This is a genomic window from Streptomyces sp. NK08204, from assembly GCF_020400585.1.
GTDB lineage: Bacteria > Actinomycetota > Actinomycetes > Streptomycetales > Streptomycetaceae > Streptomyces.
Genome location: NZ_JAINVF010000001.1, coordinates 122,984 through 137,237 on the forward strand (window position 1 = coordinate 122,984; position 14,254 = coordinate 137,237).

Below are 14,254 nucleotides of genomic sequence, written 5' to 3' on the forward strand. Positions count from 1 at the left end.
CCGTGTCACGCCGAGCCACGCCGCCTGGCCGGGCGCACGCTGTTCCGCCGGGCCGCACGCCGAGGGTCCGGCCGACGCGGTGGTCCCGAGGCCTGACTACGCGCCCCGCCCGGGCAGTTGCGAGGACTCGGCGGAGGGGCCGCCGCTGCCCGCGATCGACAGCGGTCCGGGGGTCGCCGACGGCGCGTCGGTCAGCCAGCGTTGCGCCACCGAGCGGTCGCGGACCTTGACGACCAGGTCGGCGCCGGGGTCCTGGCCGGCCGGGGCGAGAGCGAGCGTCTTGTCCCAGTGGGGCAGCAACTCGCCGTACACGGTGAGGTCGTAGCGCACGTCGTCGGCCCGCTCGCTGCCTGCCTGCGCGCAACCGCCGAGAATCACCACCCCGGCGTCGGCGTGCGAGTCCAGGCACAGCCGGGGGCGGGCCGCACTGCGCAGCAGGCCGTCGGCATCGTACGTCCACCGCTGTGTCGCGGCCGAGGAGCAGGCGGCGAGGACCGCGTCCGCGCCGGCCGCGGGCCTGCCCCTGACGTCCAGGCACAGTCCGGAGTCGGCGTTGCGCAGCCGGGTCGGGCGCCCGGCGGCGGGCAGTCGGGCGGTGCCGGGCGTGGTCGCGGAGGCGGGCGGAGACGGGGTGGCGCCGCCGGGGACGGCGCTCGTGGAGGCAATCGGGCCGGTCCTGTGGCCGCCGTCCGGCCACACGCGGATCGCCACGGCCGTCACGAGCAGCGCGACCGAGGCGAGGCCGACCGCGGTGAGCAGCGCCCTCGAGGACCGGGCGGCACCGGGTACGCCCCGCACGAGCGCGGGGACCCGCGCGAGCGGCCCAGGACCCGGGTCGCCGTGCCGACGGGCCCGGCGCGCGACGGTACGGGACAGAGCCGTTCGGGACAGGGCTGTCCCGGACGGATCTGTCCCGGACAGACCTGTCCCGGACTGGGCCGCACGGGCGAACAGTCCGGGACGTCCGCCGCCGCGGCGCCCGCCGGAGCGACGGGTGCCGCCGAGGGCGGGGCCGGGTCCCGGGCCGCGGCGGCCGGGGCGCGAGTCGAGGTAGCGGCGTGCTCCCCAGCCGAGGACGGCTTCGGCGAGGAGCACGCCGGAACCGGCCTCGGCCTGGCCCAGCTGCTCGGCGGCGTGCCGGCAGTACGGGCAGCCGGCGAGGTGCCGGCGGACATCGGGCAGCAGGCCGCCGCCGCGCCGGATCGGAACGTCGAGAAGGCGGTTGTAGTAGCGGCAGTCCTTGCTGGGCGCGAGTTCCCGGTGTGCGCGGACAAGTCCTTCCCGGAATGCGCCCCGGGCCTGTTCCAGAGTGGCCGCCGCGGTGTCCGTGTCCATGCCGAGCAGCCCGGCGGGGACGGCTACCGGCTCGGCATCCACCTCGGTGTGCCACAGAAGTGCCTGCTCCAGCCGGGGAAGGGCATGGAATGAGTGTGCGGACAGGGCGCGGTTTTCCGATATCAGGGACTGCGCCGCACGCATACCGCGTCCGCCTGCGGGTTTCCGGAGTCCCGGCAGTTCGGCGGCTATGCGTTCCGTTCCGGACCAGTTCACGACCGTGTCCCGGACGGTCACCAGCAGGCGTGGCCGCAGCGCCTCGGCGCCTTCGCCGAGCGCGAGGCGGCCGAGGACCTGGTGGAAGGCGGCGGCGGTGACCATGTGGGCCAGGGGGCCGGACGTGGCCAGGCAGATGACCGCGTAGTCCTGTGCGGGCCGCCAGTGCCGGGCCATCAGCAGGGCGGTGGACCGGGAGGCCTCTGCGTCGGAGCCGGCACGCAGGGGGCCGGCGAGGGATTCATCGGATTCCCCGCCTTGCGATCCGGGCGGCGGATAGGGGGGACGAGGGGGGTGGGGGGTGAACACTGAGCGGATTCCTTTGGCGCGTGTGACGTTGCGTCAGTGCGATGGCACATACCTCTGGAGTGCATTCGGGGAGCGGAAATTCACCGGCGCACGGCCGGCCGGATCGGCCAACTGCCGGAAGGGCCCTGGCCTTTACCCTCCGCACGGGCGTGGCAACCTTTGCACACCTTCCACACAGGCAACAAGAGACCCGTACGGACATCGGCCGGTTCGAAGAGAAGTCGGAATGCAGAGAGGGCTTGCTGCTTCCGAAACGCCGGGCTTTCCATTTCTCCCGCGGCCCGTGCGAAGGCCGCACACGCATCGCCGGGCCGCGCACGCTCCCCGGCCGGCCGTCCCCGTGGGGGACCGATCGCCGACCGGCACCGCCCCGGGCCGGGCCGGCCGCCCACGGCGGCTTCCCCCGCCGGCCCGGGTGGTGTCAGATCTGCCAGGAGCGGAGCCGGTCGGCCGCACCGTAGACGTCGGCCTTGCCGGACATCAGGTCGCGGGCGAGGTCGACCAGGGCGCCGTAGGGCGGGTCGATGCCGACCCCGCTGACGAACATGTAGGCCACGGCGGTGGCGCAGGCGAAGCGGGCGTTGGCCGCGGGCAGCGGCTTGAGCACGGCGAGGGTGTGCAGCAGGGCGGCGGCCCGCCACGCGGGATCGGAGTCGACGCCGAGCCGGGGCGGGTCGACCCGGTGCCGGGCGACGGCTGCCACCAGCGCGGAGAAGTCGTCGACCGTGGGCTGGTCGGGCAGGACCTCCTCGTGACGCTGGAGCAGCCAGGGGACGTCGATATGGATGAGGGAAGGCATCACTCAGGCAGCCTCGCCCTTGGCGGGGGGCTCGTCGTCCGGGAAGGCGGCGGCGAACTCCTCCGCGTGCGCGGTGAAGAAGCTGCGGAACGCCTCCGCACCCTCCTGCAGCGCCCGGTGCCGGGCGATGTCGGCGGCTGCGGCCTCACGCACCAGGGCCTTCATCGACGTACCGCGCTCCTTGGCGATCTGCCTCAGGTCCTCTAGCTCGCGTTCGCTGAACTCCACATTGAGAGCTGGCATGCCCTCACGGTACCGCGCGGGTACTTACCCGTAAATATCACCAGGTCAGGCGGCATCTTCTCCGGTACCTTCGAGCCGAGCCCGCGAGGCCGGACATCATGTCCGATTCCCGCCGGTGCCGGGCGGCCCGGCACAGCAGACTCGCCCTCATGGAAGAGTTCACGGACCAGCGCACTGTGCACACGCGGTACACCAGCCCGCTCGGCGACCTGCTGCTGACCGGCGAGCGGTCGTTCGCGGGCCTCACCCTGACCTCGCTGTCCCTGCCGGGGCAGCGCGGCGTGCCGGCCGTCCGCCCACAGGACCGCGACGACGACGTGTTCGCCGCGGTGGCCCGATGGCTGGACGCCTACTTCGCCGGCCGCCCGACCCGTTTCGACCTGCCGCTCGCCGCCGCGGGCAGCCCGTTCCAGCAGCGGGTGTGGCGGGCACTGGACGACATCCCGTACGGCACCACGACCAGCTACGGCGAGCTGGCGGCCGTGCTGGGCGTGCCCCGGACCGAGATCCGCGCGGTGGGCCGGGCCCTCGGCGCGAACCCGCTGCTGCTGGTGCGGCCCTGTCACCGGGTGATCGGCGCGGACGGTTCGATGCGCGGGTACGCCGGTGACGTGGAGCGCAAGGTCTGGCTGCTGACGCACGAGGGCGCGCTGCAGCCCACACTGGTGTGACCCGGCGAGGCACCATGACCCTCACCACCGACGAGGCCCGGCGCCGCGCCGCCCGTACCGACTGGGGGGCGCTCGCCGCCGAGCTGGACGAGTACGGCAGCGCGCCGACGGGTCCGCTGCTGACGCCCGCCGAATGCGCCCGTGTGGCCGCCCTCTACGACAGGCCCGAGCTGTTCCGCACGACGGTGGATCTGGCCCGGCACCGGTTCGGCTGCGGCGAGTACCGCTACTTCACCCACGATCTGCCCGCGCCGGTCGCCGCCCTGCGCGCCGCGCTCTACCCGCACCTGCTGCCGGTCGCCCGGGACTGGGCGGCCCGCCTGGACCGCCCGGCCCTCTGGCCGGACACGCTGGAGGAATGGCTGGAGCGCTGCCATGCCGCCGGGCAGTACCGCTCGGCGCAGATCCTGCTCTCCTACGGGCCGGGCGACTGGAACGCCCTGCACCGGGACGTGTTCGGCGAGCTGGTCTTCCCGCTCCAAGTGGTCATCGCCCTGGACGCGTACGGCACCGACTACACCGGCGGCGAGTTCCTGCTGGTGGAGCAGCGCCCCCGCGCCCAGTCCCGGGGCACGGCGAGCGTCCTGCGCCGGGGCCACGGCCTGGTGTTCACCACGCGGGACCGTCCCGTGCGCACCCGCCGGGGCTGGTCGGCCGCAGCGCTGCGGCACGGGGTGAGCACCGTACGGTCCGGGCGACGGCGCACCCTGGGGCTGGTCTTCCACGACGCCATGTGACCGCGCCGTTCGCCCTCGCCAGGAAGCGCCGGCACTCACAATCGATCGTCGGTGCACCATATCTGACGGTCCGCCAGATGCGATCGGCAAGGGCCGCTTCCGTCCGCCCCGGCGCAAGAGGGACCGGAATTCCCCCTTGACCGTGTTCCACCCTCCGGCCGGGTCACCGGGATCGCCGTTCGCGTCGGCGTCCGACGCACTACGCTGGAACACGAGTGGTGCAGCCTGTTCACTGTGAGTGTGCGCTTGGGAGCGGCGACGATGAGCCGGGTCTATCCGTTTGACGATGCGGCTACGGCCCGGGCTGTCATCGACGACGACGGAACCCTGGTGGAGTGGAACGAGGGCGCCCAGCGCCTGCTCGGCCACCCCGCCGAGGCCGTGGTGGGCCGCCCCGCCGCAGACCTGCTCGCCGCTGTCGGCACCCCGCCCGTAGCCGGCGTCACCCGCTGGGCGGGGACCATCGGATTGCGCCACCGGGACGGCCGTACGGTCTCGGTGTGGCTGCTCGCGCACCACCGCCCGGCGCATGACGGCCACCCGGGGAACTGGCTGGTCGTCACCCCGCTGACCGGCGCCGAACCCGTCGGCGCGGAGGATCCGCTGGCCGCGGCGGGCCTGACCCAGCTGCCGTGCGCCGTCGCCGTGTACGACGCCGAGCTGCGGTTGTGCCGGATGAACAACGCCATGGCCGAGGTCGTCGGGCTGCCCGAGGAGCGGGTGCGCGGTCTCCGGTTCGCGGAGATCAGCGGCGGGCAGCAGAGCGAGGAGCTGGAGCGGAGCATGCTCCGGGTGCTGGCCACCGGCCGGGCGCTGGGGGACCATACGTTCACGCGCGGCTGCGGCGAGGACCCGGCGGACGTCTGGCTCGTCCGGATGGCACCGGTCAAGGACGCCGAGGGCCGGGTGCTGGGCGTGTCCCTGGTCGCCCACGACATCACCGACAGCTACCGGGCCCGGCAGCGCCTGCAACTGCTGAACGAGGCGAGCGTCCGCATCGGCTCCACCCTGGACGTCACCCGTACGGCGCAGGAGCTGGCGGACGTGTGCGTGCCGGTGCTCGCCGACTTCGTCACCATCGACCTGCTCGACCCGCAGGAGGACGGCAGCGAGCCCCCGGCCCGTGTGACGGCGCCGGTGCGGTTGCGCCGTGCCGCCCACCAGTCGGTTCTGCCGGGCGTACCGGAGGCGGTGACCCAGCCGGGCCGGCTCGAGACCTACCCGGACTTCTCCCCGCAGGCGGACTCGCTCACCGCGGGCCGCACCATCACGACCTCGTCGGCCGCGGAGGACATGGGGCAGTGGGTGGCCTGGAACACCTCGCGCGCCCAGATGGTGCGGGGGTTCGGCATCCACTCCTCGATGTCGGTGCCGATCCAGGCGCGCGGGCTGACCCTCGGCGTCGCGGTGCTCACCCGGCACCGGTGCCCGGACCCGTTCACCGCGGACGACGTACTGCTCGCCGAGGAGATCACCGCGCGGGCCGCCGTCAGCATCGACAACGCCCGCCGCTACTCGCGCGAGCGGGAGACCGCCCTCGCGCTCCAGCGCAGCCTGCTGCCGCGCTCGCTTCCCCGCACGGCGGCCCTGGAGGCCGCCTCCCGCTATCTGCCGGCGGCCAGCGCAGGAGTGGGCGGCGACTGGTTCGACGTGATCCCGCTGTCCGGGATGCGGGTCGCCATGGTCGTCGGGGACGTCGTCGGGCACGGCATCCAGGCCTCGGCGAGCATGGGGCGGCTGCGCACCGCCGTACGCACCCTCGCCGACATCGACCTCGCCCCGGACGAACTGCTCACGCATCTGGACGACCTGGTGCTCCGGCTGTCGGAGGAGTCCGGCGGCGACGAGAGCACCGGCGTGGTCGGCGCAACCTGTCTGTACGCGGTGTACGACCCGGTGTCCCGGCGCTGCACGCTGGCCCGGGCCGGGCATCCGCCGCCCGTGCTGCTGCGGCCGGGCGGGCGGCCCGACCGGCTCGACCTGCCCGCCGGTCCCCCGCTGGGACTGGGCGGACTCCCCTTCGAGTCGGCCGAGGTGGAACTGCCCGAGGGCACCGTCCTCGCCCTGTACACGGATGGCCTGGTGCATTCCCGGGAGCAGGACCCGGACACCAGCCGGGAACTGCTGCACCAGGCCCTCGGCAGGTACACCGGCTCCCTGGACGAGACCTGCGACCGCATCCTGCACGCGCTGCTGCCGCCCGACGGCGCCCCCGACGACGTGGCGCTGCTGCTCGCCCGCACCCAGGGCCTGCCCGCGTCCCAGGTGGCGACCTGGGACGTCCCCGCCGACCCGGCACTGGTCGCGCCGATCCGCAAGCAGGTCGTGGGGCAGCTGGACGCCTGGGGGCTGACCGAGGCCGCGTTCACGACGGAGCTGGTGGTCAGCGAGCTGGTCACCAACGCGATCCGGTACGGCTCCCACCCGATCCGGCTCCGGCTGATCCACGACGCGGCCACCCTGACCTGCGAGGTCTCCGACAGCAGCCACACCGCACCGCATCTGCGCCGGGCCAAGACGTTCGACGAGGGCGGCCGGGGCCTGCTGCTGGTCGCCCAGCTCACCCAGCGCTGGGGCACCCGGCACATCGCGGAGGGCAAGACGATCTGGGCGGAACTGGCCCTGTTCGATGAGGCGTCGCAGGGTTCGGAGGCATGGCAGGACTTGGAGGCGTAGGGCGCCTGCGGAGGCGGGCCGCAGGCCGAGCAGGGCCCACAGCCGGAGGATGCCCCGGACACAGACGCAGGCCCGCAGGCCGAGGAAGGCCGGCAGCCGGCAAAGACGTCGGCACGGAGGCGGGTCCGGGCGCGCGGGGTGCGTCAGTCGGCGGTGAGCCAGGGCCGGACCTGCTTGCGGGCCTCGTGCAGACGGGACTTGAGGGTGCCGAGCGGGATACCGAGGCGCTCGGCGACCTCGGCGTACTCCAGCTGACAGATGTCCCGGTAGACCAGCGGCCCGACCAACTGCGGGTGCTCGCGCTCGAGCCGGTCCAGCGCCTCCAGCAGGTCGACGCGGGAGCCCGCGATGACGCTGGTGGTGCGCGGGTCGACGTGCTCGGCCGGTTCGATGGCGGCCGGCTGCTCGGCGGCCCGCCGTTTCAGCTCCCGGTACTTCTGCCGGCAGCAGTTGGCGACCACCGTGTACAGCCAGGTACCGAAGCGGCTGCGGCCCTCGAAGCCGGTGATGTGCCGGGCCACCTGGAACAGCACGTCCTGGGCGGCCTCCTCCGCGTCCTCCCGGCACGGCAGGAAGCGCCCGCAGCGGCGCACGACCTCGGGCCGGATGCCGGTCAGCAGCCGGTCCAGTGCCGCGCTGTCGCCCGTGGCGGCACGCCGGGCGAGGTCTTCGAGCGGCGCCGGGTCCTGCACGGAAGGGTCCCCCTCGCATCGATCTCAGGGCAGGCATGATACTCGTATGCACCCCCCGGAGCGGATCGGCCGTTACCGCCTCGAACGGCGCCTGGGCAGCGGCGCCTTCGCCACGGTCTGGCTCGCCCACGACGACGATCTGCAGGCTCTGGTGGCCGTGAAGGTCCTCGCGGAGAACTGGGCGCACCGGCTCGACATCCGCGACCGCTTCCTGTCCGAGGCACGGCTGCTGCGCAGGGCCGGCTCCAGCCGGGTGGTGCAGGTCTACGACATCGGTGAACTCCCTGACGGCAGGCCGTACTTCGTCATGGAGTACGCCGACGGGGGCACCCTCGCCGATCTGCTGGCCGCCGGTCGGCCTCCGGTCGCGCAGGCACTGCGGCTCACGGCGCTGATCGCGCGCGGCGCCGCCGCGCTGCACGAGGCGGGCATCGTGCACCGGGACATCAAACCGACCAATGTGCTGTTGCACACCGCGCCGGACGGCGAGCGGCGGGTGCTGCTGGCCGATCTGGGGCTGGCCAAGAGCCTCGCCCAGGCCTCGATGCTCACCCTGGCTGCGGGCTCGGCGGGGTACCGGCCGCCGGAGCAGGCGGAGCCCGGAGAGGGCATCGACGAACGGGCCGACGTCTACAGCCTGGGCGCGGTCGGCTACGAGCTGGTCACCGGCACCGTGCCGGGGCCGCCCGGAAAGGTCGTACCGCCCAGGCGGCTGCGGCCGGACCTCGGCGAGGACGTGGAACGGGCGCTGCTGCGTGCGCTGGAGCCGGACCGCGCGCGCCGCTGGCCCGGCGCGCAGGCGTACGCGGACGAGCTGGACCGGCTGGCGGCCGGCTCGCCCGCGCAGCGTGGCCGCAGGCGCCTGGACGCCGTGCGCGGCAGGCTCGGTACCGTGACCCTGGCCCTCGCCGCGGTGCTGGCCGCGGGGGCCGCCGCGGTCACGGGGACCGTGCTGACCGGCCGGCACGGCACGGCGGACGAGACACGGGTGTCGGACTCCACCGGCCGGGTGGTCGCCCGCGTTCCCGCCGGCTGGGGCCGCGCACTGCGCGACTCCGGCTGGAACCCGGGCGCGCTGGGGCTGCGGGCGGGGCACGAGCCGGGCCTGCTGGTCGCCGACGACCTCGCACGGTGGCCGGACCTGGCTGCGGCGGTCGACGGCGTGTTCATCGGGGTCAGCCACTACGGCGACCTGACCGCCCACGTCCAGTCCCTCACCCACTCCGGCTGTCGTTACTCGGGAAGCCGCCTCTTCGCCGACGCCCGCTGGCACGGCCCGGTACGCGCCTGGACCGGCTGCCCGGACGGCGGCTCGGTGACGGAGTCCGCCCTGAGACCGGCGAAGGGTGCCGCCGGGCCGCAGGTGTACGTGCAGGTGCGCCAGCGGGGTCCGGGCGACGCGACAGACCGGGTGCTGCGCTCACTGAGGGTGAGCTGACGCGCCGGAGTGCGTCCGTCGGTCAAGGTGAGGGAAAGAACGGTGAGTGGGGAGAACTTTTCCGTCGGCGCGCGCATCGGAGTGTCATGACGGCGCACTCGGCGCCGTAGGCGCGCGCAGCGCGCGTGCCGTGAAGATCCAGGAGTGTTGAGCGACATGGTGTACACACCCTCGGCCGCGCGGCGCGGGGCCATGCTCGTGGGCGCGGTCGCCGTGCTGGGCGTCCTGACCGCCTGCGGCGGCGCCTCCGACCGGCACAGCGACCCCATGGTCACGGCACCGGGTACGGCGGCACCCGCCACCGGCACCACCAAGAGCCCGGCCTCCGCCACGTCCGCCGCCGGCGCCTCCACCCCGGCCGGCCGGCCCTCGGCCCCGGCCTTGTCCTCCGGGCCGAGGACGTCAGCCCCCTCGGGAGGCGGTACGACCGCGGCGACGGACACCCGTTGCCACACCTCGCAGCTGCGCGCCTCCGTGGGCCGCAACGACCCGGGCGCCGGCCAGGAGAACTTTCCCGTCGTGGTCACCAACGCCTCCGCCCGGTCCTGCACCGTGCGCGGCTATCCGGGCGCGGCCTTCGTCGACGCCTCCGGCACCCAGCTCGGCGCCGACCCCAAGCGGGAGTCGGGCTCGCCGGTGACGGTCACCCTCGACCCCGGCCAGAGCGCCTGGGCGGGGCTGACCTTCTCCAACCCCGGGATCAGCGGTGCGAAGACGGCCACCCCGGCCACCCTGCTGATCACCCCGCCGGACGAGAAGGATCAGCTGAAGGTGGTGTGGTCGGGCGGAGCGGTGCCGGTCTCCGGGAACTCGTCCACCGTCTTCCTGAGCGTGTTCAGCCCCGGCACCGGCCCCTGACCCCACGCACGCGCACGGCCCTCACTGAGCGCTCGACGGGCGCTCAGTGACCGGTGATCGGGCGCGGGGTGCAGGCATGCTCCCCTTCCTCGGCCTCCCTCTCGCCCAGCTCCAGTTCGACGGCTGCTACGGCGTCCTCGATGTGCCGCGGCCCGGCCGCGCCGACGATCGGTGCCACCACGGTGTTCCGGTGCGGCAGCCGGGCCAGGGCGACCTGGGCGCGCGGGACACCCCGCTCGCCCGCGACCCGGGTGACGGCCTCGACGATGGTCCGGTCGCCGTCCAGGTACGGGCGGCTGCCGATGTCGTCGCCCGCGCTGCGCTCGGTGACCGTGCCCCAGTCCCGGATGAGCCGCCCGCGGCCTCCACGGCAGTACGGCGACACCCTGATCCATCGAACCGGCCCTGATGCGGTGCACCTTGTCCGCCTGTCGGATCAGCGGGCGGGAGGCCTCCTCGGCCGGGGCCACTCGTGCACGCCTCGGTCGGGCAGGCCGTGGACCGTGCAGCCCCGGACGTCCGCGACACGTCCAGGCCGTCGAACCGAGCTTCACTTACTGCATCGTTGCTGTCTTCGCCTTCAGGACGGGTGGTCGTCGCGCAGCCTACGACGCGACCGCGGTGCCGACTTGACCACGACCGTGCGGCGGCGATTTGATCCTCCATGTGCCGCGCCGCCCGGCGTGTGCAGGATGGAGCGGACGTGCCTCCCAAGGGTGTCACCCGCGCCGCGGGCCCCGCAGCAGCCGTCGGCGCCACCGTGCTCGCCGTATGCCTCGCCCTGTCGACGCTTGTCGGGTGCGACTCGGCCCGGGACGCCGGTCAGGCTTCCGGCAACACCCGGCCCGAGACGCGGACTTCGCCGAAGTCCGGGGCGGTGCGGCTGCCACCGCGCCACGCCGGGTTCGACTATCAGATCGGCGGGTCCTATCCCCCGCCCCCCGGCGTCCGCATCGTCAGCCGCGACCGGTCCGACTCCCCCGCGCCCGGCCTGTACAACATCTGCTATGTCAACGCCTTCCAGGCGCAGCCCGCCGAACGCGGCTCCTGGCCGGCCGATCTGCTGCTGCGTGACGCGCACGGCGGGGTCGTGATCGACGAGGACTGGAACGAGCCACTGCTCGACATCCGCACCGCGGACAAGCGCAGGCGGGTGGCCGAGCGGGTGAACGGGTGGATCGACGGCTGCGCGGCCAAGGGCTTCGACGCCGTCGAACCCGACAACTACGACAGCTACAGCCGCTCCCGGCACCTGCTGACCGCGGCCGACGCGACCGCGTTCGTCACCCTGCTGTCCCGGCACGCACATGCCCGGCACCTGGCCATCGCGCAGAAGAACACCGCGGAGCTGGCCGGGCAGCGCGAGCGGACCGGGCTTGACTTCGCGGTCACGGAGGAGTGCGGGCAGTACGACGAGTGCGAGTTGTACGCCAAGGCCTTCGACGACCGGGTCGTGGACATCGAGTACACCGACAGCGGGCTGCGCAAGGCCCTGGCCCGCTGGGGCGAGCGGCTGAGCATCGTCCGCCGGGACGTCGGGGTCTCCACTCCGGGCAGCGCTTCTTACGTCCGCCGGGTCCGCTGATGCCTCCGCCTCAGCCGTCCGGCGCGGTGACAGCGCCCGGTCCGCAGTCCCGTCACGGAAGGCCTCGAAGAACGGAGACAGGCGCGCTCTCTGACCGGAAAGCACCGGCACGAGAGAGCTGTCCGCCGACGCTCACGGCATACGCGAGGCCCCGTCGGACCGCGCGAACGCACGGGCGACCGCGAGACTGTCCTCGTACACGTGGTGGCGTACGACCAGGCCGTCAACAGGCCGTCACGGACGGTAGGTGCAGGGCGAGCCGGGCGGTGCAGGAGCGGCCGGTAGGTGCCGCCGTCTGGCGGATCTCACCGAGGACGACCGCGTCGCCGGCATCGACCAGGATGCGCTCGATGCGGGTGTCCGCCTTCTCCGGGACGTGGTGCGCGGCCAGCTCCCGGAAGTGCGCGGCGGCGTCGGCGCGGGTGGAACGGTGCCGGATCCACGGGGTGTCGGCGCGGCCGCGTTCCTCCTCGGGCCGGTCAAGCCGCCAGTCGGCGTCCGGTGCGTACAGCTCGGCGATGCGCTCCGGGTCGCCCTGGCCGTCCTGTGCAGCAGTTCCTCCACGGCGGAACGGGTCGAGGCGGTGCGGGGCGTGGACGTGGACGTGGATGAGGCTGTTCCTGTCTCGGCGGGACGCCGGCGGTCTGCGGGGCGCCCACCACCTTGCCGCGGCCGCCGACCCGGCACGATGGCCCGCGAGGTCATGGGCCACCGGCCGAGGGCATCCGTGGTACGGATGATCCGGACGGCCACCGGTGCCGGCAACCGGGTGCGAGACGGCCGTGGAACCGACGAAGGGTACGGATGCCATGCCTCTTGAGGGCGAGTACGAGCCCAGCCCGACGCAGTGGGTGCGCGAGCAGGTCGAGCTGTACGAGCGTTCCGGCGGGACGCAGGGGACGACCCTGCGCGACACCGGGCTGCCGGTGATCGTGCTGACGACCCGCGGCGCCCGCAGCGGGAAGATCCGCAAGACGCCGCTGATGCGGGTGGAGCACGAAGGCCGGTACGCGGCCGTCGCCTCCCTGGGCGGTGCTCCCAAGCACCCCGTCTGGTACTTCAACGTCACGTCGGATCCGCACGTCGAGCTGCAGGACGGGCCGGTCAAGCGGGATATGCGGGCCCGTGAGGTCACCGGCGCGGAGAAGGCCGAGTGGTGGGAGCGGGCCGTGGCCGCGTTCCCGCCGTACGCCGACTACCAGAAGAAGACCTCGCGGGAGATCCCGGTCTTCGTGCTGGAGCCGTTCGACGCCGGCTGAGGGGCCGGCGCGGGAGCCGGTTCCGGCCGGGCAGCGGCCGTTTTCGGAAAAATCCGTCTCCGGGACGCATGAACCGGCTGGAGGGTGGGAACGCGTGCGACGAGCCCCGCCGCGTTCCCCCGTCACGGCGGGGCTCTCCCGTGCCCGCCGTGACAGCCGATCAGCGGCGCCTGCCGGGCCGGGCCGCCGCGCGTGGGGCACAGTACGACAGTACGAGTGGGCCCTGACCGCAAGGAGAGACGCGTGGCCAAGAAGAAGAAGAAGCTCCCCCTCGCATACGCGCCCATCGGGTTCGTGCTGAGCTGGACCGGCGGGGCACTCGCCACGTTCGCCTTCCGCAAGGCGTGGCTGACGCTGAGGCACGAGGAGGAGGTGCCCGACGCGCTGGACCGGGACCGCGGCTGGGGCGAGATCCTGCTCGCGGCGGCGGTGGAGGGCGCCGTCTTCGCGGTCGTACGCAGCGCCGTGAACCGCACCGGCGCGAAGGCCATCGCCCGTTCGACGGGGTCGTGGCCGGTGCCTGCCAAGGCCGCCCGGGACTGACCCGCGCCTCGTCCGGGTGCACCACCTGTAGGCGCGCCAGGTGCGGCCGGGTTCGCTCGGCCGTTGGCGGCGCGGGCCGCCTGCAGGAGCTGACCGAACCCGCCGACCGAAACCCGTCGGGCGACACGGCCGAAAACTCGAAGACATATGTCAATCGAACATGCTCAAATTCCTTCCATCGAGGGTAACTTGACGGTCGGGGAAGCGATTTCCGGGCGCAGGTGGGAGGTGAGGTGGTCGTGCGACACCAGTCCGCACCGTTCACCCGGCATCTGCGTGTGCACACGTACCGCGGGCACACGGTCCTGGAGTTCCGGGGCGAGATCGACATCGCCGCGGCGGCGGAGATCACGCCGCACCTGGACCGGGTCACCCAGCGCGCCGGCCCCCGCGTGGTCATCGATCTGCGGCCGGTCGAGTTCTTCGACTGCTCCGGGCTGCGGCTGCTCTACCGGGCCCGCGCCCGGGTGCTGGAGCACGGCGGTCAACTGCACCTGGTGTGCACCCACCCGCTGACCCTGCGGGTCTTCCGGGTCACCGGCCTGTCCCGGCTGCTGCCCGCACACCCGACACCGGACGCTGCCCTGGAAGAGTCGGGGGCCACGTCCGGCTCGTGGTGAACGACCGTCCGAGGGCGGCCGACGACGAGGTCCGCGCCGCTGGTCCTGGGCCAGTACTGCGGCGCCGGGGCCGGCCGCCGGTCTGGTCCGTGTTGCCAGATGCCGCTGGAAGATCGACGAGGATCGCTCTCACCGGCACGAACCTCGCCGTTCGAGGCTCGTGACACGTTCGTTGAAGGCAACCCGACGTCAACGGTGCAACCTTCACCCGCACGGCCGTGTTCGAGCGGGCGACGTTCCGACGGCGGGAATCCCGGCCGCGGCTCCGGCTGA

General features: G+C 73.5%; 13 protein-coding genes and 2 pseudogenes. 9 read left to right on the forward strand and 6 right to left on the reverse strand.

The features are described from left to right. Positions 1–96: 96 nt before the first annotated feature. From K7G59_RS00535 to K7G59_RS00545, 3 genes are all read right to left on the reverse strand, one after another. Complete coding sequence (locus K7G59_RS00535) at positions 97–1,860, reverse strand: RICIN domain-containing protein (protein ID WP_225829762.1); 1,764 nt, start codon at positions 1,858–1,860, stop codon at positions 97–99. 421 nt (positions 1,861–2,281) lie between these two features. Then, on the reverse strand, positions 2,282–2,659 hold the full coding sequence (locus K7G59_RS00540; protein WP_225829763.1) for a toxin Doc: 378 nt from the start codon (positions 2,657–2,659) through the stop codon (positions 2,282–2,284). 3 nt (positions 2,660–2,662) lie between these two features. After that, a complete protein-coding gene (locus tag K7G59_RS00545) occupies positions 2,663–2,902 on the reverse strand; it encodes a hypothetical protein (RefSeq protein WP_225829764.1) in 240 nt (79 codons plus the stop codon). A 149-nt stretch (positions 2,903–3,051) separates the two neighbouring features. On the opposite strand from K7G59_RS00545, the gene K7G59_RS00550 reads away from it, so the two are divergent. From K7G59_RS00550 to K7G59_RS00560, 3 genes are all read left to right on the forward strand, one after another. Further along, the gene (locus K7G59_RS00550; RefSeq protein WP_225829765.1) at positions 3,052–3,573 is read left to right on the forward strand and encodes a methylated-DNA--[protein]-cysteine S-methyltransferase; all 522 of its coding nucleotides are present in this window, start codon (positions 3,052–3,054) and stop codon (positions 3,571–3,573) included. A gap of 14 nt (positions 3,574–3,587) precedes the next feature. Continuing rightward, positions 3,588–4,310 carry a 2OG-Fe(II) oxygenase gene (locus tag K7G59_RS00555; protein ID WP_225829766.1) on the forward strand — a complete coding sequence of 241 codons (723 nt, stop codon included), beginning with the start codon at positions 3,588–3,590 and terminating at the stop codon, positions 4,308–4,310. Positions 4,311–4,571: 261 nt separating this feature from the next. Then, positions 4,572–6,986: a SpoIIE family protein phosphatase gene (locus tag K7G59_RS00560; RefSeq protein WP_225830230.1), complete on the forward strand. Its 2,415-nt coding sequence runs from the start codon at positions 4,572–4,574 to the stop codon at positions 6,984–6,986. Positions 6,987–7,129: 143 nt separating this feature from the next. On the opposite strand, the gene K7G59_RS00565 is transcribed toward K7G59_RS00560, so the two are convergent. Beyond that, the gene (locus K7G59_RS00565) at positions 7,130–7,678 is read right to left on the reverse strand and encodes an RNA polymerase sigma factor (protein WP_225829767.1); all 549 of its coding nucleotides are present in this window, start codon (positions 7,676–7,678) and stop codon (positions 7,130–7,132) included. 46 nt (positions 7,679–7,724) lie between these two features. Here K7G59_RS00565 and K7G59_RS00570 point away from each other — a divergent pair, with 46 nt between their 5' ends. Together K7G59_RS00570 and K7G59_RS00575 are read left to right on the forward strand one after the other, a co-directional pair. Beyond that, positions 7,725–9,116, forward strand: coding sequence for a serine/threonine-protein kinase (locus K7G59_RS00570; RefSeq protein ID WP_225829768.1), 1,392 nt, complete (start codon positions 7,725–7,727; stop codon positions 9,114–9,116). A 156-nt stretch (positions 9,117–9,272) separates the two neighbouring features. After that, positions 9,273–9,974: a DUF4232 domain-containing protein gene (locus K7G59_RS00575; protein WP_225829769.1), complete on the forward strand. Its 702-nt coding sequence runs from the start codon at positions 9,273–9,275 to the stop codon at positions 9,972–9,974. 43 nt (positions 9,975–10,017) lie between these two features. On the opposite strand, the pseudogene K7G59_RS00580 reads toward K7G59_RS00575, so the two are convergent. Continuing rightward, positions 10,018–10,366: pseudogene (locus tag K7G59_RS00580) on the reverse strand (aldo/keto reductase); the annotation flags it as partial. A 311-nt stretch (positions 10,367–10,677) separates the two neighbouring features. On the opposite strand from K7G59_RS00580, the gene K7G59_RS00585 reads away from it, so the two are divergent. Next, the gene (locus K7G59_RS00585) at positions 10,678–11,559 is read left to right on the forward strand and encodes an endo alpha-1,4 polygalactosaminidase (protein WP_225829770.1); all 882 of its coding nucleotides are present in this window, start codon (positions 10,678–10,680) and stop codon (positions 11,557–11,559) included. Positions 11,560–11,691: 132 nt separating this feature from the next. Here the strand turns inward: K7G59_RS00585 and K7G59_RS00590 are convergent. Further along, positions 11,692–12,123 (reverse strand): annotated as a pseudogene (locus tag K7G59_RS00590) (nuclear transport factor 2 family protein). A 245-nt stretch (positions 12,124–12,368) separates the two neighbouring features. Between K7G59_RS00590 and K7G59_RS00595 the strand changes: the two are divergent. From K7G59_RS00595 to K7G59_RS00605, 3 genes are all read left to right on the forward strand, one after another. Next, positions 12,369–12,818: a nitroreductase family deazaflavin-dependent oxidoreductase gene (locus K7G59_RS00595; RefSeq protein ID WP_225829771.1), complete on the forward strand. Its 450-nt coding sequence runs from the start codon at positions 12,369–12,371 to the stop codon at positions 12,816–12,818. A 243-nt stretch (positions 12,819–13,061) separates the two neighbouring features. Further along, entirely contained in the window at positions 13,062–13,361 is a 300-nt protein-coding gene (locus K7G59_RS00600) for a DUF4235 domain-containing protein (RefSeq protein WP_225829772.1), read from the forward strand. 239 nt (positions 13,362–13,600) lie between these two features. Beyond that, positions 13,601–13,981: an anti-sigma factor antagonist gene (locus K7G59_RS00605; RefSeq protein WP_225829773.1), complete on the forward strand. Its 381-nt coding sequence runs from the start codon at positions 13,601–13,603 to the stop codon at positions 13,979–13,981. The last annotated feature ends 273 nt before the right edge of the window (positions 13,982–14,254 follow it).

What these genes read in the sequence shown, in the direction of transcription:
- K7G59_RS00540 (WP_225829763.1), bottom strand. Translation starts at nt 2,659, where the DNA reads ATGCCTTCCCTCATCCATATCGACGTCCCCTGGCTGCTCCAGCGTCAC.
- K7G59_RS00545 (WP_225829764.1), bottom strand. Translation starts at nt 2,902, where the DNA reads ATGCCAGCTCTCAATGTGGAGTTCAGCGAACGCGAGCTAGAGGACCTG.
- K7G59_RS00550 (WP_225829765.1), top strand. Translation starts at nt 3,052, where the DNA reads ATGGAAGAGTTCACGGACCAGCGCACTGTGCACACGCGGTACACCAGC.
- K7G59_RS00555 (WP_225829766.1), top strand. Translation starts at nt 3,588, where the DNA reads ATGACCCTCACCACCGACGAGGCCCGGCGCCGCGCCGCCCGTACCGAC.
- K7G59_RS00560 (WP_225830230.1), top strand. Translation starts at nt 4,572, where the DNA reads ATGAGCCGGGTCTATCCGTTTGACGATGCGGCTACGGCCCGGGCTGTC.
- K7G59_RS00570 (WP_225829768.1), top strand. Translation starts at nt 7,725, where the DNA reads ATGCACCCCCCGGAGCGGATCGGCCGTTACCGCCTCGAACGGCGCCTG.
- K7G59_RS00575 (WP_225829769.1), top strand. Translation starts at nt 9,273, where the DNA reads ATGGTGTACACACCCTCGGCCGCGCGGCGCGGGGCCATGCTCGTGGGC.
- K7G59_RS00595 (WP_225829771.1), top strand. Translation starts at nt 12,369, where the DNA reads ATGCCTCTTGAGGGCGAGTACGAGCCCAGCCCGACGCAGTGGGTGCGC.